31 protein-coding genes are annotated in these 26,122 nt (G+C 36.8%); 9 read left to right on the top strand and 22 right to left on the bottom strand.

The window, feature by feature from the left end:
* Positions 1-3: 3 nt before the first annotated feature.
* Both LIT25_11300 and LIT25_11295 read right to left on the bottom strand, forming a co-directional pair.
* A protein-coding gene (locus LIT25_11300) for an IS3 family transposase (protein USK35831.1) occupies positions 4-1,124 on the bottom strand; the annotation gives its coding sequence in 2 pieces (ribosomal slippage) (positions 4-875 and positions 875-1,124; 1,122 coding nt in all).
* A gap of 411 nt (positions 1,125-1,535) precedes the next feature.
* The gene (locus LIT25_11295; protein ID USK35830.1) at positions 1,536-2,012 is read right to left on the bottom strand and encodes a DUF2690 domain-containing protein; all 477 of its coding nucleotides are present in this window, start codon (positions 2,010-2,012) and stop codon (positions 1,536-1,538) included.
* A gap of 355 nt (positions 2,013-2,367) precedes the next feature.
* Between LIT25_11295 and LIT25_11290 the strand changes: the two genes are divergently transcribed.
* Positions 2,368-2,844, top strand: coding sequence for a TetR/AcrR family transcriptional regulator (locus tag LIT25_11290; protein USK35829.1), 477 nt, complete (start codon positions 2,368-2,370; stop codon positions 2,842-2,844).
* Positions 2,845-3,092: 248 nt separating this feature from the next.
* Positions 3,093-3,362: a hypothetical protein gene (locus LIT25_11285; protein USK35828.1), complete on the top strand. Its 270-nt coding sequence runs from the start codon at positions 3,093-3,095 to the stop codon at positions 3,360-3,362.
* Here LIT25_11285 and LIT25_11280 read toward each other — a convergent pair.
* Positions 3,314-3,712, bottom strand: a complete 399-nt coding sequence (locus tag LIT25_11280) for a YjfA family protein (protein USK35827.1) — start codon at positions 3,710-3,712, stop codon at positions 3,314-3,316. The two genes, LIT25_11285 and LIT25_11280, sit on opposite strands and share 49 nt — an antisense overlap.
* Before the next feature lie 662 nt (positions 3,713-4,374).
* On the opposite strand from LIT25_11280, the gene LIT25_11275 reads away from it, so the two are divergent.
* Entirely contained in the window at positions 4,375-5,199 is an 825-nt protein-coding gene (locus LIT25_11275; GenBank protein USK35826.1) for an ATP-dependent DNA ligase, read from the top strand.
* 566 nt (positions 5,200-5,765) lie between these two features.
* Here the strand turns inward: LIT25_11275 and LIT25_11270 are convergent.
* The gene (locus LIT25_11270; GenBank protein ID USK35825.1) at positions 5,766-7,001 is read right to left on the bottom strand and encodes a hypothetical protein; all 1,236 of its coding nucleotides are present in this window, start codon (positions 6,999-7,001) and stop codon (positions 5,766-5,768) included.
* Complete coding sequence (locus LIT25_11265; protein USK35824.1) at positions 7,002-7,241, bottom strand: hypothetical protein; 240 nt, start codon at positions 7,239-7,241, stop codon at positions 7,002-7,004. It lies immediately after the preceding gene.
* A gap of 574 nt (positions 7,242-7,815) precedes the next feature.
* Here LIT25_11265 and LIT25_11260 point away from each other — a divergent pair.
* Positions 7,816-8,046 carry a hypothetical protein gene (locus LIT25_11260; GenBank protein USK35823.1) on the top strand — a complete coding sequence of 77 codons (231 nt, stop codon included), beginning with the start codon at positions 7,816-7,818 and terminating at the stop codon, positions 8,044-8,046.
* 171 nt (positions 8,047-8,217) lie between these two features.
* Here LIT25_11260 and LIT25_11255 read toward each other — a convergent pair whose 3' ends face one another.
* From LIT25_11255 to hflX, 8 genes are all read right to left on the bottom strand, one after another.
* Positions 8,218-8,808: a peptidoglycan-binding protein gene (locus LIT25_11255; protein USK35822.1), complete on the bottom strand. Its 591-nt coding sequence runs from the start codon at positions 8,806-8,808 to the stop codon at positions 8,218-8,220.
* A gap of 842 nt (positions 8,809-9,650) precedes the next feature.
* Complete coding sequence (locus tag LIT25_11250; protein ID USK35821.1) at positions 9,651-10,241, bottom strand: hypothetical protein; 591 nt, start codon at positions 10,239-10,241, stop codon at positions 9,651-9,653.
* 56 nt (positions 10,242-10,297) lie between these two features.
* Positions 10,298-10,834 (bottom strand): hypothetical protein, encoded by a 537-nt coding sequence (locus LIT25_11245; protein USK35820.1) that lies wholly within the window; start codon positions 10,832-10,834, stop codon positions 10,298-10,300.
* A gap of 13 nt (positions 10,835-10,847) precedes the next feature.
* Entirely contained in the window at positions 10,848-11,885 is a 1,038-nt protein-coding gene (locus LIT25_11240; protein USK35819.1) for a bifunctional lysozyme/C40 family peptidase, read from the bottom strand.
* Positions 11,886-12,598: 713 nt separating this feature from the next.
* Positions 12,599-13,933 (bottom strand): type I glutamate--ammonia ligase, encoded by a 1,335-nt coding sequence (glnA, locus tag LIT25_11235; protein ID USK35818.1) that lies wholly within the window; start codon positions 13,931-13,933, stop codon positions 12,599-12,601.
* 66 nt (positions 13,934-13,999) lie between these two features.
* The gene (locus tag LIT25_11230) at positions 14,000-14,404 is read right to left on the bottom strand and encodes a MerR family transcriptional regulator (GenBank protein USK35817.1); all 405 of its coding nucleotides are present in this window, start codon (positions 14,402-14,404) and stop codon (positions 14,000-14,002) included.
* Between the two features lie 87 nt (positions 14,405-14,491).
* A complete protein-coding gene (locus LIT25_11225; GenBank protein ID USK35816.1) occupies positions 14,492-15,760 on the bottom strand; it encodes a methionine gamma-lyase family protein in 1,269 nt (422 codons plus the stop codon).
* Positions 15,753-17,036: a GTPase HflX gene (gene hflX, locus LIT25_11220; protein USK35815.1), complete on the bottom strand. Its 1,284-nt coding sequence runs from the start codon at positions 17,034-17,036 to the stop codon at positions 15,753-15,755. Before hflX ends, LIT25_11225 begins: the two co-directional genes overlap by 8 nt.
* Before the next feature lie 181 nt (positions 17,037-17,217).
* On the opposite strand from hflX, the gene LIT25_11215 reads away from it, so the two are divergent.
* Complete coding sequence (locus LIT25_11215; GenBank protein USK35814.1) at positions 17,218-17,820, top strand: trimeric intracellular cation channel family protein; 603 nt, start codon at positions 17,218-17,220, stop codon at positions 17,818-17,820.
* A 20-nt stretch (positions 17,821-17,840) separates the two neighbouring features.
* On the opposite strand, the gene spoVK is transcribed toward LIT25_11215, so the two are convergent.
* The 4 genes from spoVK to LIT25_11195 all read right to left on the bottom strand — a co-directional run bounded on the left by spoVK (position 17,841) and on the right by LIT25_11195 (position 20,728).
* On the bottom strand, positions 17,841-18,791 hold the full coding sequence (gene spoVK, locus LIT25_11210; GenBank protein ID USK35813.1) for a stage V sporulation protein K: 951 nt from the start codon (positions 18,789-18,791) through the stop codon (positions 17,841-17,843).
* 244 nt (positions 18,792-19,035) lie between these two features.
* A complete protein-coding gene (gene hfq, locus LIT25_11205; GenBank protein ID USK35812.1) occupies positions 19,036-19,260 on the bottom strand; it encodes an RNA chaperone Hfq in 225 nt (74 codons plus the stop codon).
* 27 nt (positions 19,261-19,287) lie between these two features.
* The gene (gene miaA / locus LIT25_11200; GenBank protein ID USK35811.1) at positions 19,288-20,238 is read right to left on the bottom strand and encodes a tRNA (adenosine(37)-N6)-dimethylallyltransferase MiaA; all 951 of its coding nucleotides are present in this window, start codon (positions 20,236-20,238) and stop codon (positions 19,288-19,290) included.
* 112 nt (positions 20,239-20,350) lie between these two features.
* Positions 20,351-20,728, bottom strand: a complete 378-nt coding sequence (locus LIT25_11195; GenBank protein USK35810.1) for a YmaF family protein — start codon at positions 20,726-20,728, stop codon at positions 20,351-20,353.
* Positions 20,729-20,902: 174 nt separating this feature from the next.
* On the opposite strand from LIT25_11195, the gene LIT25_11190 reads away from it, so the two are divergent.
* Positions 20,903-21,382: a hypothetical protein gene (locus LIT25_11190; GenBank protein ID USK35809.1), complete on the top strand. Its 480-nt coding sequence runs from the start codon at positions 20,903-20,905 to the stop codon at positions 21,380-21,382.
* A gap of 113 nt (positions 21,383-21,495) precedes the next feature.
* Here LIT25_11190 and LIT25_11185 read toward each other — a convergent pair whose 3' ends face one another.
* Positions 21,496-21,831, bottom strand: a complete 336-nt coding sequence (locus LIT25_11185) for a hypothetical protein (GenBank protein USK35808.1) — start codon at positions 21,829-21,831, stop codon at positions 21,496-21,498.
* A 198-nt stretch (positions 21,832-22,029) separates the two neighbouring features.
* A complete protein-coding gene (locus LIT25_11180; protein USK35807.1) occupies positions 22,030-22,644 on the bottom strand; it encodes a LysE family translocator in 615 nt (204 codons plus the stop codon).
* 285 nt (positions 22,645-22,929) lie between these two features.
* On the opposite strand from LIT25_11180, the gene LIT25_11175 reads away from it, so the two are divergent.
* Positions 22,930-23,409: a hypothetical protein gene (locus LIT25_11175; GenBank protein ID USK35806.1), complete on the top strand. Its 480-nt coding sequence runs from the start codon at positions 22,930-22,932 to the stop codon at positions 23,407-23,409.
* Positions 23,410-23,824: 415 nt separating this feature from the next.
* Here LIT25_11175 and LIT25_11170 read toward each other — a convergent pair whose 3' ends face one another.
* From LIT25_11170 to LIT25_11160, 3 genes are read right to left on the bottom strand one after another with little or no spacing between them, the layout of a single operon-like run.
* Positions 23,825-24,022 carry a hypothetical protein gene (locus tag LIT25_11170; GenBank protein USK35805.1) on the bottom strand — a complete coding sequence of 66 codons (198 nt, stop codon included), beginning with the start codon at positions 24,020-24,022 and terminating at the stop codon, positions 23,825-23,827.
* Between the two features lie 48 nt (positions 24,023-24,070).
* Positions 24,071-24,274, bottom strand: coding sequence for a helix-turn-helix transcriptional regulator (locus tag LIT25_11165; GenBank protein USK35804.1), 204 nt, complete (start codon positions 24,272-24,274; stop codon positions 24,071-24,073).
* Positions 24,275-24,286: 12 nt separating this feature from the next.
* Positions 24,287-24,685 (bottom strand): hypothetical protein, encoded by a 399-nt coding sequence (locus tag LIT25_11160; protein ID USK35803.1) that lies wholly within the window; start codon positions 24,683-24,685, stop codon positions 24,287-24,289.
* A gap of 405 nt (positions 24,686-25,090) precedes the next feature.
* Between LIT25_11160 and LIT25_11155 the strand changes: the two genes are divergently transcribed.
* Complete coding sequence (locus LIT25_11155) at positions 25,091-25,573, top strand: DUF2975 domain-containing protein (GenBank protein USK35802.1); 483 nt, start codon at positions 25,091-25,093, stop codon at positions 25,571-25,573.
* Between the two features lie 10 nt (positions 25,574-25,583).
* Positions 25,584-25,805 carry a helix-turn-helix transcriptional regulator gene (locus LIT25_11150; GenBank protein ID USK35801.1) on the top strand — a complete coding sequence of 74 codons (222 nt, stop codon included), beginning with the start codon at positions 25,584-25,586 and terminating at the stop codon, positions 25,803-25,805.
* The last annotated feature ends 317 nt before the right edge of the window (positions 25,806-26,122 follow it).

Here is a 26,122-nt window from a genome sequence, read left to right as displayed (position 1 = left end):
AAACTAGACAGTTTTTTTAAGGTGTAAATTTTTGTATTCTCTTGGACTTAAATAACCCAATGTACCATGTATTCTTGTTCCATTAAACCAGTTCACATAATCAAATAGTTTTCTATTTAAGTCGGATAATGATTCGAAGTGGCGTTTTTTCACAAACTCTGTCTTGATAATTTTAAATGTTGCCTCCGCCACCGCATTATCATATGGACAGCCTTTCATACTCAAAGAACGCTTGATTTTAAATGTTGCTAGGGCTTCGTCAATCAATTTATTCTTGAATTCACTTCCTCGATCCGTGTGAAATAGCTTGATCTTGCTTAGATCAATTTCAATTGAAGAAATGGCTCGGTACACAAGCTGTACGTCCTTCTGCGGACCAGCACTGTACCCGATAATTTCCCGATTGTAAAGATCAACAAATACACATATGTAATGCCATTTTTTCTCGACTCTCACATACGTTAAATCACTGACAACCACGTTGTAAGCTGCTTTTTGTCTGAACTCACGGTTAAGCTCATTCTTTTGTTTCGATTCGTTACACGTTGATGCATGGGGCTTGAACTGGGCAATGGTATAAGTGGACACTAGACCTTGCTCTTTCATCACTCTGCCAATCCGTCTTCTTGAAACCTGGTATCCACATTTCTGGAGTTCCACTTTAATTTTCCGCGTCCCATAGTTTTGGCGGCTGGCATGAAAGATTTCAATCACCTTGAGGGTTACCTCATCTGTTTGAGGGTGAATTTTTTCTTCGTAATAATACGTGCTTCTTGGAATCTCGAGGACGTTACACATTGCTGATACCGAGTATTTGTGGGTGTTGTTTCGAATCACATTTACTTTCGTCCCATGATCAGCGCGGCTTGCTTTAAAATATCATTCTCCATTTCTAGCTGTTTATTTCTCTTCATTACCTCAGCTAATTTCACTTGATCAGGCGTTAAATTATCTTTTTCTTTAAACGAACCTGAGTTGCGTTGTTGACTGATCCATTTATCCAGCGAGGAAGGCGTCAAATCGTACTCTCTTATAATTTCTTTACGTGGCTTTCCAGTTAGGTATAGTTGTACGATTTGTTCTTTAAATTCTTGTGTGAATGTTCGGCGCTCTCGTTTAGTCATAGTAGAATCTCCTTTTTTCATTGTTTCCGTTAGTCTACTTGACCTTAAAATAATTGTCTAACTTAGTGTAGCGATTCAGATCTAATACCCATATCTTTCTTTTGGTATAAATTAATCGCTTTTAGCTTAATTTCTTTTGTATAGGTTGTTCTAATTTTCCCCATGAAAAAATCCCCCCATAGAAGACAGTACAATCCTTTCTTTTTACTGTCTACTATAAGGGGATAATATCAAATCGAAGATCCTTTTAACTGCTTATTTATCAAGGGTTTTATCCTTAGCGTGGGAAATGTGATACTGGTTGGCGCTACCCCTTGTTGAACTAAACTTCCCCGTTAGTCTAAACTCAGATATTTAGTGACGACCTGTTTGATCTAGCTTGAGCCAGCCTAGGATTAAAAGGGACTTTTACTAATGACGGCCGGTTGTCACCCTGATGAGAGTTGAACCACCACTAACCACCGCTTGGGCCGAAGCTTTATACGGGTCTTTATCCCATAATTGAGCGGTATAACAAGAGGTTTGACCTTCATTTACCCTCCCGTTTCCTTCGTAACAATCTGAAAATGTTCTCCAAGTAGTGCCATTGGTGTAACTATCTACGTATACATTGGCATAATTATCGTACGGAGCAGCAGAATAAAGCTTTACGTAACCCCAAGCCGTATGACAATAGGCACTTCCTTTTAGCTGTACATATCCAATTTTCACGTCGTTTCTATATATATATTTTGTTTCATAGGTGATTGGACTTTTATACGCACAACCTGTTGAGACAGGATTTGTATAATCATAACTAAGTGCAGATGCTTTATTTATTGGTGTAATTGCAAAAAACAGACCAACGACAAGAGTAAATATCATCCCAATATTTAATAGTTTTTTCATAATAACACCTCTCCTTTTTTCTACAGCCGATCTCGGCTTGTAAACCAATGGCTGAATCCTGTTTCTCTCCCCAGCCGTTTATACGAAACGTGTCAGGGGATGATGCTTTTTGGTCCTTAGACTGTGGCGAAAATGCAAAAAACATTGAAAAGCATAAAATAAACAGTAACAGCTATTTCTTATAGTTCCTTGAGGGATAAATTCATTTTTTCTCCTCCTTTTAATTTACCAACATTACAGTTATAATAAATACCAACCGGTTTGTATTTATTATACTTTAAAACACCATATTTTGGAATATAAAATGTGAAATTTATACAAAATTATACGGAATTTTCTAAAAAGGGGCTTTACGTTGAATTATTTTCAAAAGCAATCAGAAGACACCATTAACAAATTAATTCAAGCAGGAATTGAATTGTTTTCTAAACAAGGCTATTCTAGTACAAGCGTTAATCAAATTGTAAAACACGCTGGCTACTCTAAAGGTGCTTTCTATGCTCACTTTTCGACTAAAGAGGAATTTATGCTAAAGTTGATAAAAGAAGGTATAGATTTTTATTTTGAAGATTTAAAGGAAGCACTGAATCAAAAAGATGGAGATTTGCTAAATAAATTTAAAGAACACTCTATGCGTTTGGTAAATGAGTCTTATAAAAAAGGGGCTTCTCCTATGCTTCTTCAAGGATGTACGGTTTCGAATGAAATACCTCAAATTAAAGAAAGGCTGCACGTGCTACTGCTTATGTTCTCATTGTACGTGATGGTGGTTATGCTAGTTATTGGGAATATTTATATACTCGTTGGTATTAATTCTTTAGTTCAATTCTAAACGGAATATATTGAGAGTATGTTTTGATCAATCTTTTTTTCAAAACATGCTCTTTCTTTTTGCTCGTTTATCAAGGTTATTAGTATCTGTGTATTTTGAATAAAGTTTGATCATTTATAAAAAAGATAGGTTAAGATTTTAGTAGAAACGGTGTTGAAAAACTATAGATTGTCTTCTTAGAAGTAGTTAGTTATCATAATTGGAAGTGGGTCTTCGGGTTTAAAGTAATTATCTTATGGGGGATGAATATGATTGAATATTCAATAGATCGAGCTACAGAAAAAATATACAATCCTAAAACAAGAGAATATTTTGAAGAGGTATTAAGTTCTTATTCTATTGGGAATTATAGATCGGCTATAGTTATGTTGTATTCAGTATTAATAGCAAATTTGTTTTATAAACTTAAAGAATTAAATGAACGAGATGAAGATCCAAAAGCAAAAAATATCTTAGAATTTATTCGTTCTCAACTGGCCGATAGGGTATACCCTGCATCATTAACCTGTCTCGTATAACAAGAATTTTTTCCTAGTGATTTTTGGGCAGAACATGAATAAGATACGCCATCATTTCGTGTAATTCGTGCATTTCCAGATGTTATTGCCGGGTCACCACCAAGAGTTAATTTAGCCCAAGCACTTCTACAACTAGGGCTATAGCGAAGTTCAACTTCGGCACTACTAAACCAACTGGTGTTATTCCAATCAGGTACTGTTATTGCATCTCTAGCACATCCTGTAGCAATCGGGTCTGATCCATTAGCAACTGCGGCTTCCACTTTGGGCATTGGTGCTGCAAAAGAAAATATAGAAACTAACATTGTTACAGCACCAATCATCGTTGCCCATTTCTTAAGAGTTTTCATTTCCTCATCCCCCTAAAATGGTTTGAAATACATAAATATCCTAACATGGTAAATTATGAAAATAAATATTATTCTGAATATTTTTCTTCATTGCTACACATGTAGCCTTGAAATAAAGTTTGAACAAACTGCCTTCAAGACACGCAAGAAAGCCGAGGCAAGGTTTCCCTCACCCCGGCTCTCCGGATTACTTCCGGTGCTTGCCCTTCGGCTTCTTGTGCGTCCAGTGGAAGTTCCGAACCGCGTAAACCGCGCTGATGCAGCTAGCAATCGTTGCGATTGCTTGGAAGATGATCTCCATGTCACCTCCTTTCGTCAGAGACGAATAACGGCATGGCAGAAAGGGGCTAGTCAAGGCGAAAAGGAAAAAATTTTTATCACAATTTGGAGCTTGCGGAAAATTGTGATAAAAATTTTTTACGTGCCTTGACTCGCCCCGTTGCCATGCTACGATTAGACGACGAAAGGCAGACAAACAAACAGGACCACCGACAGCTTTTAATTCGATCGAAGATCGAAGCCTAAAGACTTTCCTTTTTGACCTGAAGGTCATAATTGTTGGTTAGATAGAGCTATATTTTTATCAACTTTCCCCTGCAATTCCAATACTCCACTAATTAATATGTTCTATTAAACCATTATAATTAGATGGGGTGGTTTATTTGTATATTTCTCCTATGTTGCTTCATAAATCGAATGAAGCTTTTTCTGATTTAAAGTTTTTAACGGAATTGAAGCTTGATGGCATCAGAATAACCCTTTCTAAATTCGATGGAAAGGTGAAATTATATACACGGCTCAAAAACGATGTAAGCTCGAAATTCAAAGAGCTGCATACGATCGATATTCCTTCCGGAACTATTCTCGATGGTGAAATTATTGTAACGGATCACAAAGGCAAACCCAATTGGGAACTAATGATGGAACGATTTCAGTCTTCAAAATCATTGCATGCCATTCAATATTGCGTGTTTGATATTTTATATTATAAGAACGAAAACATGATGAATAAGCCTTTAATTGAACGAAAAATGCTACTGGAAAGCATTCTTCCTACAGACAATAGAATTGCTTATGTGCAGCATATAGAAGGCCACGGCAGTCAATACTTTGATTTGATCAAGGAACAAGGTCTTGAAGGGATCGTTTTAAAGAAAGCTGATTCAAAGTATCGTCCTGGTACTCGCTCTGATCAATGGCTGAAAGTAATCAACTATCAGTATGAAAACATATTGATCACTGGCTTGCGCAAAAAAGAATTTGGTGTGCTGCTCTCTTTTGAAGATGGATCACCTGCTGGCTTAATGGAATTTATGAAACCAGCAGACCGAAAAAAATTATATGCGGAATATAAAAAACATATCCAGACAGAAACGGATGATTTTATTTATTTGGACCCAAAATTAAAAGGGGTTGTGAAATATCGCAACCTAGCCAAAAAGGGCTATCTACGTATCCCATCATTCGAGAAATGGACGGCACAATAAAAGCGCTGAAGGGCATCTTCAGCGCTCTTTTATTGATTGAAAACATAGGAAAAAACATAGCTTTCAAGATGAGCGTAAACCACGGCGAAAGTGAAAACACAACTTAATGTAGATTTGAAAAAAAGTCACGATGTTATAAAAAAGATGTACCGTTTTACCCCTTTGAAAATGGTTTACAAATGCTAATTTAACTATGTGCAATAATGATTGTTTAAGAATGTACAATTTGGCTGATTGCCTGAGTGAAACTTTACATGGAGAGACGGGCATGATAGCCTTGTCAGGTGGAGCCAGCTATTGATATTGCTGGCTTCTTGTCTCGAAATTCATGCCCGTAGAGGCTCCGTGTCAAGTTATCACGGTCTATGATTAAAATGGAATATTCATCCATAAAATCAAATATGTACATCACTATTCAATCTAATTTGTACAATCTTATTTTGACATTTACAATGGTTATCTAAAGGGGTAAAACGGTGCGACTTTTTATAAACAGTTCAACTTTGTTTCAAATCTACAGAATGCGGTTTTACGCTTTTGAGAGTAAACAATTTTATTTACATTTATCAGCCATACCTGCCATCCATCCAGTTACTTAAATTAGGCTCAGATTTGATTTTACTAATGTAGTGTGCGTGTGAAAGTACTTCTCCTAATTGTGTTAGACCCCATACATTAGATTTTTCCCATCTTTCATAGAACAAACCATAATTAGAGTATATTGACATTAAGATTTCTTTTGCATTATTAACCTTTATAGAATCACAAGAAAGCTTGTAAAGTTTATTTATTATCTCCTCTGGTAATTCTAATTCCTTTGCTTTCTGCTTTGCCATTTTTTCATCAAATATTGAAGTATCTAATTGTAAAGAATAATTATAAAATAGTTCTTTTGTTTCTCCTAATTCCATTAGTTCATTTACTACTGCTTTATTGTCCAATATTGGTGTCTTTACCCTTCCATTATACTGATTTAGGCTTGTTGTTATACAAAACATTAGTAATGTTTCAACCTTTGCTTTTTCTTTTTTATTTAAACGAAACCCATTAAGCATGCCTTCTAATGTCAGTACATCCACTCCACTAGAAAATAACAGCGGATAACGATCCATATACAAACCTGTAAGATCCTTTGTTATTTTATAAGATGTATTTCTAGTGAAAGATTTTGGAACATATTTACTCCTAATACAACCTAGAGACTCTAAATATAAATAGTCACTAAAGTCATAGTCATTAGCACTAGAATCATTTGTCAAAAAAGGATTTATATTTTCCTCTAACTTTCTTGCTAAAGTTTCATAGGAAACTATATTTTTGAATTTTACCTTTGTATATACAAATATAAGTGTTAGTATGTCTAATTGTGTCTCGGTAAGTCTTGGTAGGACTGCTATAGCTTCGTTTAAAATTAATTGCTTCAAATTTCTGTTTTTTTCTTTTATACGCTCTAAAAGCATTAATAATAGTCGTTCTCCTAGCTTTTCGTCTCCTGATCTAGCATATGCCATTTGCACATTATATAAGTTATATTGCACATCAGGATCATTCATGTTATCTAATAATTGTGGACTTTGATTCCTCAACTTTCCTAAAAATTTGTCCATCAACTCTTCTACACGTTGAAGAGCAGTTTCGCTTGCCTCTTTAGACAATCTATAGAAATTAGCCTCAAAAATATCAAGTGTAAGTTGTTTTACATCAGAGTAAGATATTCCATTATATTGATGTATCTGCATGTTTTCCGCCTGATAATTATTCGAATGATTACCTCCGGTTTGTTTATAATTATCAGAAAACATTTATATATCCTCATTTTCTTTCTTATTAGTAATTTTCACATTATTCCCCATAATATTTTGAGAATTATCTCCTGCTTTTTGAGTAAAATTGTTCTTTATAATCTTATGATTATTAGCCTGCTGCAGTTTATCCTTTTTGATAAAAAGTTTTTTAAGAATGTTTTTAAATAGAAAACCTAGAAACACAACACCTACACCTGAGAATATCCATTCCTTATTACTCACTACGTAGTCAATCATTTACCTTATCCTCCTTTTAAAAAACTTATGTTTTTCTTCAATGATTATTCAAGAACTGAAAGGGAATCCCTTGTTGATATGAAATTTTGTCAGTAATATGAGCCAATCTCAAAGGAATACCTATAGGGGGGGTACCGCCAACATTTTAACGGAAATATACGCTAAGACAATTTATGGAAGTTGGAAGTCAGTTTTTATTACGCTAAGCTTCCTTTCGTGTCAATGATACTCATTGTATTTATGTATCATTGGTTAAAAATCGCTATCCCTTGATACATAAGGGTTTTCTTGCTTCCTATTAATTTTAGTGGAATTTATTAATTATTAAATGATACATAATGAATATATTTAGGTGATTATGTATCATTATATGGTAGAAAATGTCTTAACGTATAAAAGGGTTAAAAAGTTGGCTGGACCCCTTAAAGGGTAGTTTTTTAATTACCGATAAAATCGCTTATGTTGACTAAATCAACAGGTCCGATACTCAATAGAAATTTACAATAGTTGGAACTTTTCCTACACAAGAAACGTATTAAATCGTAATCACTAATAAAAATGGGGAATTAATACAATGATTGTAGCTTTAATTATTAGTTTAATAATTTCTATCATGCTCAATATGTATCTTTATTTTCAATTAAAGAGATATCATGTAAATGACAATACTTATAAGGCAAAATGGCAAGAAGTAATGGGATTGAATAATCCATTGAATATTATTCTATGGACGATATTAATATCAGGTATTTTGATAGGTTTAATTGCAGCTTTATCGGGACTTATTCAACTAACAGTTGCTTAATTAAACAAGAAAAGGATCTTCCACAACAACTCGAAGATCCTTTTTATATGCCTATAATATCTGATTATGTTAACTAGTTTTGTATAGAGTATTCATCTGATATTTTGGGATCTTGTTCAAGGGTTGATAAAACGGGAGAAAGCCTTTCAGTGATTCATATAAATCAAGTTTCTATCTTGGTTTTGATTCCACAACATCTCCATTTTGATACACATCATAGAATCCGACCGTTCCAGTACCTCCGCCATCAATTAAATCTTGACTTTGTGCTTTCAAAGAATAAAATACTTTTCCATCTGAGTCCTTATGAAGCACACCATCGCTACTAAACACTAGATCATCATTATCTAGGGCTTCCTCTGCATAAGTAATCGCTTTTTCTACTGGAAATATGACTTCTTGGTGTTCATTGAACATAGCAGTCCATGTCTCCACACCAACAATTCCATCAACAGCTAATCCATGCTCGGACTGGAACTGGCGCACTTGTTCATCTGTTTGCGCTCCGAACAGTCCATCCACTTCGGTTTCAAAACCAGAATGGTTTAACGTTACTTGAACGAATTCAACCTCTATACCTGCACTTCCTTGCTGCAAGGTAGGCTGGTGTTCAGGTGCTACATTCAAAATGGGTTCAAGCTCAGGTGGTAACTCTGACATTTGAACCGATTCATTTTCTGAGGATGCGTCTGCGGTTTGAAAGGGAAGTGGCGAGGCCACAAGTGCAATCGCGGATATTGCTACTAACCATTTTTTTTTCATCAAACTCTCCTCCTTGACAAGGTGAGTATAAAGGATATAATTTCCAACGACAATAGACCTTTCTTACTAATTTTGGTATTTTTCCTTATAGACTGGTAATCAAAACACTTATTAAACGCCCTTGTCAACGGTAAGTGTCTGACTGAAACGGAGTGGAAGGAATTTAAGGAGTTGACAGGTTTACTACACCCAAACCCTCTTGGCATTGAACAAACCACGTTTGTTCCTGCCTCCCGGCGAGGGAGCCCCTCAAGGACTGAGGGGTTGGGGAGTTCGATAAAGGGGGTCTGGAGAAATGTTTCCCAGTGGGTTTGGGGAAAGCCCAAGGTTTAGGGGGATTGTTCGGGTACAACATCGATTTGCAGCTGTAACTGGTTAAAAATCGTTCGTCTTTTCGGCAATTCAGGAATCATTTCCAAGAAATTTCGTTCGTGATTTTAATAGTCATTCCTTGGATTTTACTTCGACAATTCGAAAGAGAATCTAGCATTATCAAAACAGAATTTTTCATCAAATTTTTTTATGAATTTTCGAACTTAATTTTAAATCCACTGCAAGCTTACATTGTAGCCAGTATAAATCGGTATAGATTGAAAAATTGACAGCTCATATGCTGTCAATTTTCTCTTTATTCGGTCTGCTTTTGTAGCAATTTTTGATTATGCGTATTTGCCCGCGATGGCTGATTTCGTCTTCAAGGGGTACCGCCACATGCAGAGGTTATAAAACGTATTTACGTGTTCACTATCAGCTGAAAATTAATATCCTAGTTTCAAGGAATCAAATTTCTTAATTGATTCTTCAGCTTTTACATAATTTAAGATCTGGGGAATTTCTAGTTTTTACGTATATTGAAGCGTTTTCGTTCGGGTAGTTTGTTTATGATTTTGAATTTTCTTTTCTCCTACGTTCAATTGATTAAAATGAAAATGACTTATATGACTTAGTACATCTGCTGTTCCGTGGATCCTAAGACGAGGACGGGTATATTTAATAGACTTACTGTAGGAAGTATCTAATGAATGATGCAATTTAATGTACATTTTAACGAACACTTCTTCATCAAAATTCCCTTTAGGATATGGTTTATTTTCATGGTTACTTCCTACCCACCCCATATTTTTAATTCTCAAAACAAAAGGATGTAAATAATGCATAGCGCATACCCACTGTATATATGGTTTTGCTTTATCCTTACATTCATAAGAATGTAAAGGTCGTGTTTTTCTCACTAGCTGAGAAAACCGTTCTACCACCGTATGATTCGCATTACGAACTGCAAATGAATCAACAAAATGAGAGCCAAATCCCCAAACGATTGCTAAAGCTTCTGCAAACTCTTTTGATTGAAAAAAGTCATCAAACCACTCGATATCTTCTTCAGTCAGATTAAATATTCGGGGATTACTTGAAGGAATAAAAGGACGTTCCACAGTTACACCTCATTTTAATAATTTTTAAAAGAATATTTCATCTGCACTCAATAGCGTTACATAGATCGTCCTGTTAACTCGCCAACATACTCGACATCATCAATTCTCCAACCTTTCTCTTTCACATAGATCAAGGACGTTTTGACAATCACCGTTTCTGTGCTGGCCACATTATTAAACTCTGTCGAGAGTTTAAACTCATTAAAAAACTCTGCTTCCGTTTTCGATGACTGATACTCAAAGGGTTTCAGCCCTACCATGGACGATTTTACCGATTCTTCTGAATCCGGAAGTTCTGTCCCTGAAGGATGGGTTGCTTTAAATCCTTGATCGGTCATGAAAGGTTCTATTTTTTTATATCGTTCAGCTGTGGTTTCATAGGTGAAAAACGATTCAAGGAACTCACGGTTTGTATTTACAGCCTCGCTTTGTTGAACAGATGATAACGAATTAATCTGTTCTTCATAATTTCTCTGATTGGCTCTGATTTCCTGCAGCTGAGAGCGCAAGCTGAAGACATACACGACGATGATGGCAGCTGCTACAAATCCGCACATCAACAAGATGTAATTTTTCTTTTGGTTTGGTTCCATGATTTCACCCCCATTACTGAATCCTTCTAAAACCTAAGAATGGATATAGGCCTTTCCATTCTTGAACGGATGAATAAGACGTACCATTGCTGCCATTTGCATTAATAAATTGATCATCTCCCACATACATACCAACGTGAGAGGCACCTGGCTTATAGGTAGAAAAAAAGACTAGATCCCCTGGTTTAATTTGATCTTCAGGAACCGGGACGGTTTTGTCATATTGGGATTGAGCTGTTCCGTACATGTCGACCCCAACTTGTGCAAAGGCGTACTCGAGCAATCCCGAACAATCAAAACCTCCTGCGGCTGGTGTTCTGCCACCCCATACATAAGGCCGGCCAAGAAACTCTTTCATAATCGTATGAACTTCCTCTACATCAAACGATTGGGTACCGTCGCCTACAACCATTACACTGCCATTTCCAGTATCATAATAGCGAAGAACATGTTCAACATAATCCACGTCACCATATCTGTACCAGCCCATTTTAGCAGCCATCATAGAACTAAATTGGGTTGCTACTTCTTTCGAATAGCCCCCACGTTCTAATGCAAATCCAATAAACCCGTTACCGAAGTTGTATGACTGAAAAGCTAAATGAACATCACCTTTAGCTTGTTTCATCACGTCTGCAAAGTATTTCACACCAATTTGAATCGAGTATTCAGGGTCCGTGATAGCCCCGGGTGGAAGTCCGATCGATTCAGACGATTGCATAACGTCTAAATGCCTTCCACCTGATTCTTGTTGAATAAGAGCCATAATTAGCCCCACATACTCGCCAATCCCGTATTCCTCTGCATATTTCCGTATGAGGGGTTCATATCGAAGGACTTCAGCCGACACTTGCACTGTTCCTCCTGCACCTTCGCCTGACATTCCAGATTCAAATTGATTCTCACCACCCAAACTGATAGAAACGAATAAAGCGATTCCGAAAATAGATGTAAGAAGAAGAAGGATACCTGCAATGATCCACGTAAGAGGGTTTTTAAGAACGGCAACGGTTCCAGCAACTTTTGCACCTTTCTTCAACACGCCTTGCATATGATCTCATTTCTGAAAGCCATTCTGACGCAACAACTAGGGATTGCTCATCCAATCAAATGTAATTGCGTCAGAATGCTTTTCTCCAACATCATTTTCGTCGTTTGGATTCCTTTGCTCTTGGTTGCCTGCTTTCTGATCTCTTGACCGTTTCAGTAGAAGGGTTTGCATTTCTTTTTTTGATCTGCTGCTCAGCTTCCCATCGAGTAATGTGTTTATCTGATTCTCTTGAAGCTGCTACCTCTTGGTGACTTTCCATTCTTCCTGACGGCTTGCGATGCTGGGAAGGTTGATGAGTACTTGATCCTGATGTTCGTTGAGTAGAAGGTTTGACCTCTTCGTTTTTTCTACCTTCTGATTGTTTAGTTGAACCAGTTCCGCGCTTCCGAAACAGTACCGTTCGAATGAGTATTTCGAGCAGCCTGACTAGTTACTTTACCATTGTCAGTCCCTTCACCATTTCCACTTTTGTAATCTTCTAGGTTCACAATAGCTGCTCCTGCATCTCGTGAAGCTGATCGAGTGATGTCTGTTCCTGTGGCCAATGCTACAGCTGAGTTTTTTGCGCCTTTTCCATTTGCTTGTTGAAAAATGTCTTAAAGTAATTATTTTTTGGTCAAATTTTGGTCGCACATCAATTGGAAATGAAATTAACCAATTTGACCAAAAAACAAAAAACCCCTGACGCCAATGGCATCAGGGGTTTGAAGGTATTAATATTGAGACATATACTGTTCTCTTTCCCAAGGGTGAACTTGAGTTCTGAACATATCCCATTCAATTTCTTTCGCTTCCATGAAGTGCTCGAACAAATGCTCGCCAAGGGCATTGATGATAACTTCATCCGTTTTTAATAGATCTAATGCTTGAGCAAGTGTAGCAGGAAGATCAACGATTCCGTTCTCTACACGCTCTTCTTTTGTCATTACATAGATGTTGCGGTCAATCGGTTTTGGAGCTGCAAGTTTGTTTTTGATTCCGTCAAGTCCTGCTGCAAGCAATACAGACATTGCTAAGTATGGGTTAGCTGAAGGGTCAACGCTGCGTACCTCTACGCGAGTGCTTAGACCGCGTGAAGCTGGAATACGAATTAACGGGCTTCTGTTTTGTGCTGACCAAGCAACATAGCAAGGTGCTTCGTAGCCAGGAACTAAACGTTTGTATGAGTTAACTGTCGGGTTTGTAACAGCCGTAAAGTTTGGTGCATGCTTAATGATGCCAGCGATGAAATGTTTAGCTGTTTCGCTTAATTCAAGGTCGCTGTTTTTGTCATAAAACGCATTTTCGCCGTTTGTGAATAGTGATAAGTTCATGTGCATTCCAGATCCGTTTACACCAAATAATGGTTTTGGCATGAATGTAGCATGCAGACCATGTTTGCGGGCAATTGTTTTAACAACAAGTTTAAACGTTTGGATATCGTCACAAGCTTTTACTGCACCAGCATATTTGAAGTCAATTTCATGCTGTCCAGGTGCTACCTCATGGTGGGAAGCTTCAATTTCAAAGCCCATTTCTTCAAGCTCAAGCACGATGTCGCGGCGGCAGTTTTCGCCAAGATCCGTTGGTGCTAAATCAAAGTAGCCGCCATGGTCGTTTAGTTCAAGAGTAGGTTCGCCTTTTTCATCAAGTTTGAATAAGAAAAATTCCGGCTCAGGTCCAAGATTGAAATCTGTGAATCCTAAGTCTTCCATTTCTTTCAGCATACGTCTTAAATTGTTACGAGGGTCACCGTCAAATGGAGTTCCATCCGGGCTGTAAATATCACAGATAAAACGTGCTACTTTTCCTTTTTCAGAAGTCCATGGGAAGATAACGAATGTATCGATATCAGGGAAAAGATACATGTCAGACTCCTCAATGCGGACGAAGCCTTCAATTGAAGATCCATCAAACATACATTTGTTGTCTAAAGCTTTTTCAAGCTGACTTACTGGAATCTCAACGTTTTTAATTGTTCCCAGGATATCCGTAAACTGCAGACGGATATATTTTACGTTTTCTTCTTGTACCAATCGTACAATATCTTCTTTCGTATACTTAGCCATTTTGAAAAATCCTCTCCTAACAATACAAAGATATATTTATGATTAATTTAAGTGAAGCTTAGTTCATTAGTGAAAAAATCTAGACATATCCCCCTGTCTGAGTGATGACCTTTGAAAACGCCCTGCCTGCATAAGTTCAGCTTTCAGCAATTTTCGCAATTCAGCATCAGATAGATCCGGTTTTTCCACTTTTTTAGGCTGTTCATCATTAGGCAAATCAATTCGTTCTTCTTTCTTTGAAAAGATTTGCTTAATGCCTGCCATATTGACGCCTTGTTCAATAAGGCTTCTGATTTCAAGCAGTGTGTCTACATCATTAAATGAAAATAATCGTCTGTTTCCTTCTGTTCTAGCAGGGAAAATCAGGCCATTTTCTTCATAATATCGAATTTGTCTGGCAGAAAGTTCTGTCAACTGCATGACAATTCCGATCGGGAATAAGGGCATCGTGCGTCGAATTGTATCACCCATTGTATTCCCTCCTTTTCTTAACTTAGTCTTATTATATCCCATGTCATATAATGTGTCAACAACATGTTAGGAAAAATGACATTAACATTATAAATGAATGAGTCCTTTTTGAAGAAGATGATCTATAGCTGAGCATATGGCAATTTTCACGTGAGAATAGGTTAATCCGCCTTGCACATAGGCTGTAAATGGCGCACGCAGCGGTCCGTCAGCTGACAGTTCAATACTTGCACCCTGTATGAAAGTACCTGCAGCCATTATGACATCATTTTCATACCCCGGCATATAACTTGGATATGGTGTCACGTGAGAGTTAATTGGGGATGCGTATTGAATAGCCTGACAAAAAGCAATCATTAAATCCGCCTGATTAAATTGAACTGATTGTATAAGATCAGTCCGGACAGCATCCCACGAAGGATTTGTATTGAGTCCTGCCATTTCAAGTATCGCAGCAGTAAATACTGCTCCTTTAAGAGCTTGTGCGACTACATGCGGAGCAAGGAAAAAGCCCTGGTACATTTCCTGAAGACTATATAAGGAAGCACCTGCTTCTGCTCCGATGCCCGGTGATGTCATTCTGTATGAGCATGCCTCAATTAAATCCGTTCTTCCCACTAAATAACCGCCTGTCTTGGCAAGTCCTCCTCCGGGATTTTTAATGAGAGAACCCGCCATTAAGTCCGCACCTGCATGGCAGGGTTCCAGCTCCTCAACAAATTCCCCGTAGCAATTATCAACAAAAACGATCAGATCATTCTTAATTGATTTTACAAAATCGATCATTTCTTTTATTTCAGCAATTGTGTAGGATGGCCTTGTTGCATAACCTTTAGAACGCTGAATGCCGATCATTTTTGTCTTATCCGTGATTGCCGCTCTGACAGCTTCAAAATCAACGCTTCCATCTTCTTTTAAATCCACTGCCTTATAACCGATTTTAAATTCACTGAGCGAACCGACTCCGCTCCCCCGAATTCCGACAATCTCTTCAAGCGTATCGTATGGCTTTCCGGTTATGTAAAGGAGCTCGTCAAAAGGGCGGAGGACTCCAAACAAAGCAATGGAGATTGCATGCGTGCCTGAAATGATCTGAGGACGCACAAGCCCCGCCTCGCCTCCAAAGACATCTGCGTAAATTTTCTCCAGCGTATCCCGCCCATGGTCATCATACCCGTAACCTGTTGAAGGAATAAAATGCGAATCGCTTACTTTGTGATCTCTGTAGCTTTTCAGCACACGGTACTGATTTAGTTCCATTCTTTCGTCGATCTTTTTATGAATCTGTCCTATTTTTTCTTCTACCTGATTAGATAGCTGTGATATTTTCTCACCAAATTTTAGTTGTTTAAACATTGCTGCTGCCCTTTCTGTTGTACATCTGTATATGCCCGGCAATTGAGTGTGCGGGCAAATAGTGTCCTTGTATTTCGTATTCATTTGTTTCTTCATTAAATCCAAAATGTCCGACCATCGTTTCAGTCTTAATAAGGGATAGGAGTCTGCCTTCACTCGAAGGGACTTCAATGCTGAATGGCTCCATTTGCTCGACTGAAACAGATTGGATCTTCTGTTTAAGTAGACCGATGTCACTCTCGCTGAATGCACTGATCAAAACATGCTCAGCTTTTGGCGATGGAACGAACTCAATTGACTGCTTATCTTTTTTGTTGTATACAGTCAGGACCGGGATGGCAGTAACCTTCAATTCATCAAGAAGCTTGTATACTGTTTTTTCATGATTTTGATAGTCATCATTTGAACTGTCAACAACATGAAGAATGAGGTCTGCTTCTTTTACTTCTTCTAATGTAGATCGGAATGCTGCAACTAATGTAGTCGGCAAATCCTGAATAAATCCAACCGTATCTGTAAGCAGGGCTTGATACCCCGAAGTCAGTGTCATTTTTCTGGTCATAGGATCTAATGTAGCAAAAAGCAAATCCTCTTCAAATGTGCCTGCATCTGTAATTCTGTTAAAAAGAGTGGATTTGCCTGCATTGGTATAGCCAACGAGGGCAATTTGGAATGCCTGATTTTTCTTCCGTCTCTCGCGGTACCGATTACGGTGGCTGACAATGGCAGAAAGCTGAAGTTTAATTTCATGTATTCTGCTTCGAATGTGCCTTCTGTCGGTTTCTAGCTGAGTTTCACCCGGCCCTCTTGTTCCAATACCGCCTCCTTGACGGGAAAGGTTTATGCCTTGTCCGCTAAGTCTCGGCAATAAGTATTGAAGCTGCGCAAGCTCAACTTGAAGTTTACCTTCTCTTGACTTTGCACGAGTCGCAAAAATATCAAGTATTAATTGCGTCCGGTCTATTATCTTTATATCAAGTGCAGCCGTCAGATTACGCTGCTGGCTTGGGGAAAGCTCATCGTTAAATATTATTAAGTCCGGTTCAAGTTCTTCTGAAAGAGCAATCAGCTCCTCCACTTTGCCTTTTCCTATGTATGTAGCTGGATGAATTCTTTCTCTTTTTTGAGACAGCTGGATCAGAACTTCACCGTTTGCCGTTTTCGTTAATGAAGCGAGCTCACTCATTGTATATTGAAAGGCCTCGTCATCTAATTTAGGCAGCTGACAGCCAACCAGAATGACTTTTTCGATTCCAGAATATATGTTCTCTTTCAAACGTGTATCATCCTTTTCAGCAATAATTTTGCACTATCATCATAACAAAAAAAACAGGAATTCACTAATTGTTTCCTATATACAGCGTTATATGAAAGAAAATGGTTGCATTTCTCCATGACGCCATATAAAATCAAAAACGGTTACAACTAGAAAGCGCATAAGCAAAGGGGATACAAGTATGACTTGGGAAGTTTTAAGCATCATTGGAACAATTGCGTTTGCTGTCAGCGGTGCAATTGTTGCGATGGAAGAAGAATATGATATTTTAGGCGTATATATATTAGGGATCGTTACCGCTTTTGGGGGCGGTGCGATCAGAAATCTGCTGATCGGCGTGCCAGTATCCGCCCTCTGGGAACAGGGTATGCTCTTTCAAATAGCTTTGATTGCAATGACGACCGTTTTCTTATTTCCGAATAACTTGCTTAAACACTGGCAAAAATGGGGAAACCTGACGGATGCAATCGGGTTATCCGCATTTGCCATACAAGGGGCCTTATATGCCACAGAAATGAATCATCCTATAAGTGCAGTTGTCGTAGCAGCAGTCTTAACTGGAAGCGGCGGGGGAATCATCCGTGATCTTTTAGCAGGACGCAAACCGCTTGTCTTAAAATCTGAAATTTATGCAGTATGGGCTGTCCTTGCGGGTCTCGTCATAGGTTTTAACCTTGCCGAGTCTGCCATTCAACTATATACACTCTTTGTATTGCTGGTAGCATGCAGGGTGCTCTCATATACGAATAAATGGCGACTGCCGAACAAATCTATTCATCATTAATAAAGCCGCACACAGCGGCTTTATTCTTTTATGATGAGATCCTGGCTTTTAATTGTCATCAGGTCATCACGCTGATATTGATCTGATGTAAGAAGTCTCATAGCTTGAGATCTGATCGATTTTTCAATGACATTTCGAACATATCTTCCATTTGAAAATTTTGCAGGAGCCATATTTGTTTTAATCATATTTAAATGATCACGAAGCTTCCACTCGGCTTCTTTGCTGAATGTGTATTCCCGTTCAATCATCATTCTTTTCGATATCTCCATCAGCTGTTCTACGGAATAGTCAGGAAAATCCACGACCAGCGGAAATCTTGAATGAAGACCAGGGTTTAGGGTGAGGAAATGATCCATTTCTTTTGAATAGCCCGCTAAGATTAAAACAAATTCATGCTGCTTATCCTCCATATGCTTAACAAGCGTATCAATCGCTTCCTTGCCGAAATCCTTTTCTCCACCGCGTGCAAGTGAATATGCTTCATCTATAAAAAGAATCCCGCCAAGTGATTTTTTAATCAGATCTCTTGTTTTTTGTGCTGTATGTCCAATGTATTCTCCGACTAAATCTGCCCTTTCAGCTTCAATCAAGTGTCCTTTTGAGAGCACATTCATTTGAAAAAACAATTTGCCGATCAGTCTGGCAACTGTCGTTTTTCCTGTTCCTGGATTTCCTTTGAACATCATATGAAGAGATTGCTTTCCAGCTTTAAGACCTTGTTCCTCACGCTTTTTATTGATATAAATCCATGCATAAATTTCTTTTAGCATCCGTTTCATTTCTTCCATGCCTACAAGAGTGTTTAATTCAGCTTCCATTTCATTAAGAATGACATGCTGAGGCTGTGTTTTCGGAATTTTTATTTCATAGGATGTTGATTCGCTGATTTTCTCATGATACGTCTTTTTTTGTCCATTTAAAATCACATTAATTTGACCATTGTTTTTAAATGTGACTGCTTGATCCAAAGATGTTCACCTCACATTCTTTTACTACTATACGTTGCAGCGGGCAAAATCGTGACAAATGCCTATATAAAAATATGAAAATTATTTTAACTGTTAAAAAAACTGTTGATAAATGCGATGTTTTGTAGTACTATGCGCTTTCCCGAGAAATATTTTCTCTTATTTCCTTATGAAACAAGGGGGAATAACTATCAAAATCAAAATAAAAGCAGCCTCCATTTTGCTGAAGGCTGCTTTCATATTTCTATTCTAATTCAAGTGTTACATTTTTCTGCGGTGCAAAAGTTGAGATCGCATGCTTATAGATAAGCTGCTGCTTTCCTTCTGTTTCTAAAAGAACCGTAAAGTTATCAAATCCTTTGACAAGCCCTCTTAATTGAAAGCCATTTAGTAAGAATACTGTTACAAAGGTACTGTCTCTACGGATGGAATTTAAAACTTGGTCTTGAATATTTACTGTTGTTCTCATGTTTCGTCCTCCTCTTTTCTCTATGTGTTATGTATTCGCGCTTAAGTTAAGCTTTCCTGCTATATATGTAAAAATTTCATTGAATCTCAAATCCATATCAAATGGCTTGCTCATATCATACCATTGCACATCCATTTTGTTGCGGAACCAAGTAAGCTGACGCTTAGCATATCTCCGGGAATTTTGTTTAAGCTGCTCTTTTGCGTCTTCAAGGGAAACAGCGCCGTCAAAATATGCGTATAATTCTTTATAGCCTATTGCCTGTATGGATTGACAATCTCTCAGCCCCATGTGATAAAGCCCTTTCACTTCTTGAATCAGGCCCTGATCCATCATCAGGTCTACTCTTAAATTAATTCTCTCATAGAGCTGTTCTCTCTCCATTGTAAGTCCTATAATGACAACATCATACAGCAGAACCTTTTCTTGCTCTGCGAGAAAATCGGTCATTGTTTTTCCCGTACAATGAAAAATTTCAAGTGCTCTGATGACACGCCTGACATTATTAGGGTGAATTCTCTCAGCAGAAACAGGATCGATCAAAGCAAGCTTTCTATGAATCGTTTCATTTCCCGCTGAACAGGCCTCAGATTCAAGCTGTTTCCTAAAATCCGGATCAGAAGCAGCATCGGTGAATTGATAATCATAAATAACAGATTGTATATATAATCCCGTGCCGCCAACGATGATAGGGAGTTTTTTCTTTGCATGAATTTCCGTAATTAATGGTCGTGCAATCTCCTGAAATTCAGCTGAAGAAAATTCTTCTTCAGGATTTTTTATATCAATGAGATGGTGGACAATTCCATCCATTTCATCAGGCTTTACTTTTGCAGTGCCTATATCCATCCCGCGGTAAACCTGCATACTGTCTCCGCTGATAATTTCTCCGTTTAGCTTCTTTGCGAGCTGAATGCTCAAATTCGTTTTGCCAACAGCTGTCGGTCCTATAATTACGACCAGCTTCTCTTTCTTCAACTTGCAACCACTCTTTCATTCCTAATAGTCCGCTATTCAACATCTTATCACTTTAAATCAGTGAATACCAGTTTATTATTTCCAGTTTTCGGTTCAGACAAACGGCTGTGTATCAATAACCGATAGGTCCGCCCGTTCGGCCGCTAAATAAATGGTGATGAACATGCTTTTGCTGTGGAGAATAAACCACTCCTCCAAACTCCGGAGGCTCTGCTTCTGTATAGTTACGGTAAGATTTCCCGAAGAATAAGTGATAGTGAGACCCATCAAGCATTGGTATAGCAGGTCCTGTTTGAACGTAAAACCTGTGATAATGCTGATTTTTAAACGTTGTTAACCCTTCAACATAATGAAAATGACCATCATATGAATTCCCGTTCAGAGGTTTAGAAAACCCGAGTAAATAATGATAGTGATTTTCCTTCTCTTCAGTGACTCCCTGAAAAAAATGAGCATGCGGAACTTGAAGCTGCTCCCGGTAACAGTCCATTTAGAAAACACTCCTTTTCTCATTCTCCTTCAGCCTATGAAAAGATAAGGAATTAGGCGCATGAATCAGGAAAAGATTTCATCTGTCTAGGACAGAAAGGTTCTTTTTTTTTCAGTTTTATTCAGCTGTGTGGGGGAATTCAATAAGTAAATGATTTTTAGGAGGGCCTTTTTCATGTTTCAGTTAGAAGATATGATTACATTTTTTTTGGCTTTCTTTTTCGTGCTGCCGATCGTAGCATTTATTCATCAGCTGGGGCACTTTGTTTTCGTGTGGATGTTTGGAGGCAAAGCTGTATTTATTTTGGGCAGAGGAAAACTGTTGTTCAGAATAGGAAAACTTGAAGTAAAGCAATACTACTTCTTAGATTCATTTTGCCAATATGAAAATTTGAAGTGGGATAATCGCTACACACACGCATTTGTATATGCCGGCGGCTCTCTGTTTAATCTTTCAGCGATTTTGATCGTTAATACAATGATCCACATCGGTATTCTTGAACCTCATATTTTTTTCTATCAGTTTGTTTATTTTTCCGTTTACTTTGTTTTCTTTTCTTTGCTTCCTTTTAAATATTCAGAAACTCACTCATCTGACGGGCGATCTATATATGATGTGATTAGATATGGCAAAAGCTGCAGTCAGCTTGATTAGAAATAGATAAAAAGGAAAGCAGCCGGCTTTCCTTTATTACATGATACGCTTAAACCCTTTTCCATTTCATACGTCGAATTATTTTAACTTACCCGTTAGCTTAACAACTAAACTTACTTTTTATTCTCTTTTTCAAAAAAGAACCCTGTCCCATCTTCTTGTGGTACAAACCCTTCTTCAGCTGACATATTTTCTACCATTTCTTGTTCCTCTCTTGTAATAACTGTGCTAAGGTCCCCTTCTTTAGTTAACATATTTTCTCTAATTTCTTGTTCCTCTCTTTTTACAACTCTGTCTTGATCTCCGCTATTAGTGTCTGTTTGTTCCTCTTCTATATTTGGTTGTTCATTTCGTGCAAATACCTCTGTACTTTGCAAGCCTTTCGCAACACCAATCGATAATGCTAAAACTCCTGTAAAACCAAGAGTTAAAACTAATTTTCTTTTCACAAATAAACCTCCTAATAATTTTTAACTAAACAAGCTTGTACCATTATACATATTTTACCACAAGTAAAATGATACTTTCATTGCCTTCTTCAACTAACTTTCTCGTTAGCTCAATAAAAAAAAGCTGCCTTCACGACAGCCTGGATCTTCAACTCTTGCACCCTTTGGAATAACTATTTATGATAACCATTGAGTTATTTATTCTTGAGTTTGAAAAGCTAACTTTAAACCTAAACCAATATAGACTAAACCTACGACTTTCCCCATCCAATTTGAACTCTGGTTCGTTTTAGCTAAAAACTTTCCACCTATTATACTCGTTAGGAATGCTATGAAAGTGGTATAAATTATGCTCATCAGTACAAATGTTAACCCAAGCATTAAAAGCTGAATTGTTACTGGATAGCCATCGCTACGGACAAACTGTGGTAAGAAAGCTAAGAAAAAAAGTGCAGTCTTTGGGTTTAGTAATTCAATCAACAGAGCCTGACGAAAAGGAAAGTTAGGATTCACTTTATCTACAGTAGGTTTCGCAGCCTTTTTGGTTTTATTAATCAAAGCACTAATTCCTAAATAAACTAAGTATGCTGCACCTATATATTTAACTACTTCAAAAGCAAAGGCAGAAGTCATTAAAATAGCAGAAAGCCCAAGAACCGCCGCAAAAGTATGGATTAAATCACCAAAAGCAATACCTAAACCTGTTACAATTCCATTTTTCTTCCCACCTTTAATAGTATGAGAGATTGTTACAATAACAGCAGGACCTGGGATTAAAAATAACATTAGAACTACTAAAATATAAGTCATCATTCTTCATCATTCCTTTCCTAAATAATACAAAGGGTGTTACAACCGAAAAAAATTTTTTATACCATTTTAAGCATTTTATCACAGTAAATTATATTGTTTATTCAAGTAAACTGCTTCGTAAGTTAAATAATAAAGAGCTGCCATAGCAACTCGAATGATTTTCGGCTCACTCACCCGTTTGCTTAAGAAGAAAGTCTTGCCAGGTAATACATTTACATTAATTTCGATACTTAATCATAATATGGAGATGGAGGTTCCAATTTTCTATAAAAAGGAGATGTTTTTTTGCAGCCTTACTATTTTTATCGAGTTAACAACTGGGGACATATTTTAAATTTGTTACACCAAAGTTTATATGCCGAAGAAATGGTATGTGCTATGAGCTCTGAACTTTTCCATATACCAAAAACCAAAAATTTAAAAGGGAATCGCGAGATGCATAATCATCTAGTGCCTGCTTCCTATCATCGCGTTACAGCAGTAGGTTCATCACAGAGACTAGTAAATGGTGAGCAACAGCAATCCATTGTAGAAACACTGGTGGCTTGTATAAAAAATGCTGAAAATCAAGATAAAAATGTACGTGAAGGATTAATAACGATGGAGGAAAATGCAAGTCCTGAGTTTAAAACCTTTATTAAAGTGATTATCAAGTGGCAAGAACAAGCAGAATCCTATTTAAATCAAGCAAAAGAATCTTTGCAAACTATGGGAGTTTCGGTTCCTGCTGAAAGTGAACAGCAGAGTGGAGATTACAATTATTAATATATTATCAGGTTAGTTCTAGCAACCAACCTCTATTTGTATGGAAGGATCGCTTTGGTGCAGATATCTGCAATTGTATTGGTTGCAGTTGGGTATTCGTTATTTAAAGCGTTAAGAAAGAAAGAAAAAACTACCAAGTAATAACTTTACTCCTTTGATAATATAACTGATGGGAAATCAGAAAAGGATTAGAGCTTTTCATAAAATTGCTTCTTGAATGCAGCTTTGAAATAAAATTTGATTAAATTAACGTTTTTATCCTACAAATATGAAAAGCATGTTTTGAAAAAAGATTGATCAAAACATGCTCTTATTTAATGTAATCGACTAGCTTCTTCATAAAAAGTAATTTCATTGACAAGTATTCAGTGAAAAAGTAATTGATATTTATAGAACCGAAAATTCTTATTTGTTACTATTTAATAATAAATGCGATAATGCCCAAGATAATGCAGATAATCCCTCCTAAAAGCTGCCCTATTCCTGAAGCTTCACCCTGTAATAGCAAACTAACGATGTTATTTTTCTTCTTATTTTCACTAAAGTCTGTTCGCATACGATAAATGCCCCAGCAAGTTAGAATTCCACCAAAAATAAATAATATAAAAATCATTTTCTATCCTCCGTTGTTTATTTAATATGTGCATCTTAATGTAATGTATTATTTGTCATCCTCATCAAAAATAAAAGTTTCTTCAATTGATAACTTGAAAACTGAAGCTATTTTATATGCAAGTAGAACAGATGGATTATATTTTTGTTTTTCTAATGAGATGATTGTTCTTGAAGATACACTTACTTTATCAGCTAATTCTTGTTGTGTTATATCATGTTTCATTCGCAATTCTTTCACTCTATTTTTCATATATCCTCCTAATTAAAGGACATGATTATAATATTTTCTAGATACCATTTCACTAATTATTAATGATACTAAAACAACAAATAATGCAGCATTTGTTGAAATGACCACAAAATTGGATAGAAACATTATAATTAAGATTTCAAATACCAGAATATTCAAGGAAAAATGGGCAACTTTTCCATCAATTATAATGTCTCTTTCGTCATATTCCTTTGATAATTCCTTTTCTAATAATGTGTTATTTCGAGATTTTATGTAAGAGATTATTGAATATAACAAAATTATTCCACCTAAAAATAACAGGGTATAGCCAAAATTAAATCCTGCTGATTTATCGAGAATTATCTTGATGATCCCCAATATAATTAACAAACTTGAGAATAAAAAGCGCTGTGTGAATCTATTTTTCAAATATACCTCTCCTAACCAACTTCCTTTTCTAAAGTGAAGTTTACTTCACATGAAGTTAACTTCATATTAATGTTCTTTTAAAAAAATGTCAATAAATAAATATTGTAAACCAAAATTAAGTAACGGCTTCATGAAAAATACAGATAAGCATACACAAACGTTATATTTCATTATTTAAAGGGGGCTTTAGCATTCGTTAGAAATCCTCAGCTTACCGAGGGAGTTGAAGAAGTTATAAATTGAATAGTTTAAAGTTAAAAAGAATTCCTGATTACAAAGGAATTCTTTTTATCATTTCCTAATATATATCAATAAGAAAATATTTAAAACCGATAATAATTTATTGTAAAACAATAAATTATGTATTAAAATCAAAATCATATTAAATTAAGTGAGGTGCTTTTTATGAAACAAGTGTCAACGCTCTTTTTAAAGATAGCTGTTATTCTTATTGGAATGCCGATTCTTGCTTTGTGCATCTTTTTGGTGCCTGAGATAGCGAAGTATGCAGCAGAATTGTTTCCAAATATTGCTTATATGAAATATCTCGTTTTAATCTATTTGTATGTAACGGCGATACCTTTTTACTTTGCTCTATATCAAGCTTTTAAACTTTTAAGCTATATTGACAAGAACAACGCTTTCTCGGAATTATCTGTAAGAGCATTAAAAAATATAAAATACTGTGCAATCACAATCAGTATCTTGTTTGTAATAGGCATGCCACTCTTTTATCTTATGGCGGAGATAGATGACGCCCCAGGTATCATATTAATCGGATTGGTCGTTATTTTTGCTTCGATGGTGATTGCAGTCTTTGCTGCTGTTCTTCAAAGGCTTTTACAAGAAGCCATCGATATTAAATCAGAAAATGACTTAATAGTCTGAGGTGAATAACATGGCAATTATAATCAATATTGATGTGATGTTGGCTAAAAGGAAAATGAGCGTAACAGAACTTTCGGAGAGGGTTGGAATAACAATGGCTAACCTTTCTATATTGAAAAATGGAAAGGCAAAAGCGATTCGATTATCAACATTAGAGGCGATTTGTAAGGCTTTAGAATGTCAGCCTGGAGATATTTTAGAATATCAAAGTGACGAAGACACTCAAGGATAATATACAACAAATTTATTCAACTACCGTGAAATTAAACTTCTGTAACTCCGAAAAACGACAATACCAAAGAAGACCCATCTCATGCGTTAATAAAATGAAGAGAGCCGCAATTCATTGATCTATGGATTGGTTGACTGGATCAAGAACCAGTATGGACAGTTACATATTTTCATTCTCTGTGGTGCAGCGACGATATTTCTGCTGCATGGATGGCTAACGGGTGCTTTCCTATAATAACGATCTTCAGCAATCCGGCGCGATTGCGGTATAACTTAAGAATTGAACCAAATATACGTAGGCGTCGTAATCCCCACCTG

Origin of the sequence: Bacillus sp. F19 (genome assembly GCA_023823795.1) — a bacterium.
Lineage (GTDB): Bacteria > Bacillota > Bacilli > Bacillales > Bacillaceae > Bacillus_P.
Note: the sequence above shows the minus strand (reverse complement) of the source record. Positions and strands in the feature narration are given on the sequence as shown.

Bases quoted from the DNA above. Each gene is read 5' to 3' on its own strand.
- LIT25_11165 (USK35804.1), bottom strand. From the start codon at position 24,274: ATGAAAAATAGAGTGAAAGAATTGCGAATGAAACATGATATAACACAA.
- LIT25_11215 (USK35814.1), top strand. From the start codon at position 17,218: ATGACTTGGGAAGTTTTAAGCATCATTGGAACAATTGCGTTTGCTGTC.
- LIT25_11270 (USK35825.1), bottom strand. From the start codon at position 7,001: ATGTTTTCTGATAATTATAAACAAACCGGAGGTAATCATTCGAATAAT.
- LIT25_11285 (USK35828.1), top strand. From the start codon at position 3,093: ATGATTGAATATTCAATAGATCGAGCTACAGAAAAAATATACAATCCT.
- LIT25_11150 (USK35801.1), top strand. From the start codon at position 25,584: ATGGCAATTATAATCAATATTGATGTGATGTTGGCTAAAAGGAAAATG.
- LIT25_11245 (USK35820.1), bottom strand. From the start codon at position 10,834: ATGGAACCAAACCAAAAGAAAAATTACATCTTGTTGATGTGCGGATTT.
- LIT25_11195 (USK35810.1), bottom strand. From the start codon at position 20,728: ATGGACTGTTACCGGGAGCAGCTTCAAGTTCCGCATGCTCATTTTTTT.
- LIT25_11180 (USK35807.1), bottom strand. From the start codon at position 22,644: ATGATGACTTATATTTTAGTAGTTCTAATGTTATTTTTAATCCCAGGT.
- LIT25_11255 (USK35822.1), bottom strand. From the start codon at position 8,808: ATGAAAAAAAAATGGTTAGTAGCAATATCCGCGATTGCACTTGTGGCC.
- LIT25_11230 (USK35817.1), bottom strand. From the start codon at position 14,404: ATGGGTGATACAATTCGACGCACGATGCCCTTATTCCCGATCGGAATT.
- LIT25_11155 (USK35802.1), top strand. From the start codon at position 25,091: ATGAAACAAGTGTCAACGCTCTTTTTAAAGATAGCTGTTATTCTTATT.
- LIT25_11280 (USK35827.1), bottom strand. From the start codon at position 3,712: ATGAAAACTCTTAAGAAATGGGCAACGATGATTGGTGCTGTAACAATG.
- LIT25_11260 (USK35823.1), top strand. From the start codon at position 7,816: ATGATTGTAGCTTTAATTATTAGTTTAATAATTTCTATCATGCTCAAT.
- LIT25_11295 (USK35830.1), bottom strand. From the start codon at position 2,012: ATGAAAAAACTATTAAATATTGGGATGATATTTACTCTTGTCGTTGGT.
- LIT25_11225 (USK35816.1), bottom strand. From the start codon at position 15,760: ATGTTTAAACAACTAAAATTTGGTGAGAAAATATCACAGCTATCTAAT.
- LIT25_11170 (USK35805.1), bottom strand. From the start codon at position 24,022: ATGATTTTTATATTATTTATTTTTGGTGGAATTCTAACTTGCTGGGGC.
- LIT25_11240 (USK35819.1), bottom strand. From the start codon at position 11,885: ATGCAAGGCGTGTTGAAGAAAGGTGCAAAAGTTGCTGGAACCGTTGCC.
- LIT25_11265 (USK35824.1), bottom strand. From the start codon at position 7,241: ATGATTGACTACGTAGTGAGTAATAAGGAATGGATATTCTCAGGTGTA.
- LIT25_11190 (USK35809.1), top strand. From the start codon at position 20,903: ATGTTTCAGTTAGAAGATATGATTACATTTTTTTTGGCTTTCTTTTTC.
- glnA (USK35818.1), bottom strand. From the start codon at position 13,933: ATGGCTAAGTATACGAAAGAAGATATTGTACGATTGGTACAAGAAGAA.
- hfq (USK35812.1), bottom strand. From the start codon at position 19,260: ATGAGAACAACAGTAAATATTCAAGACCAAGTTTTAAATTCCATCCGT.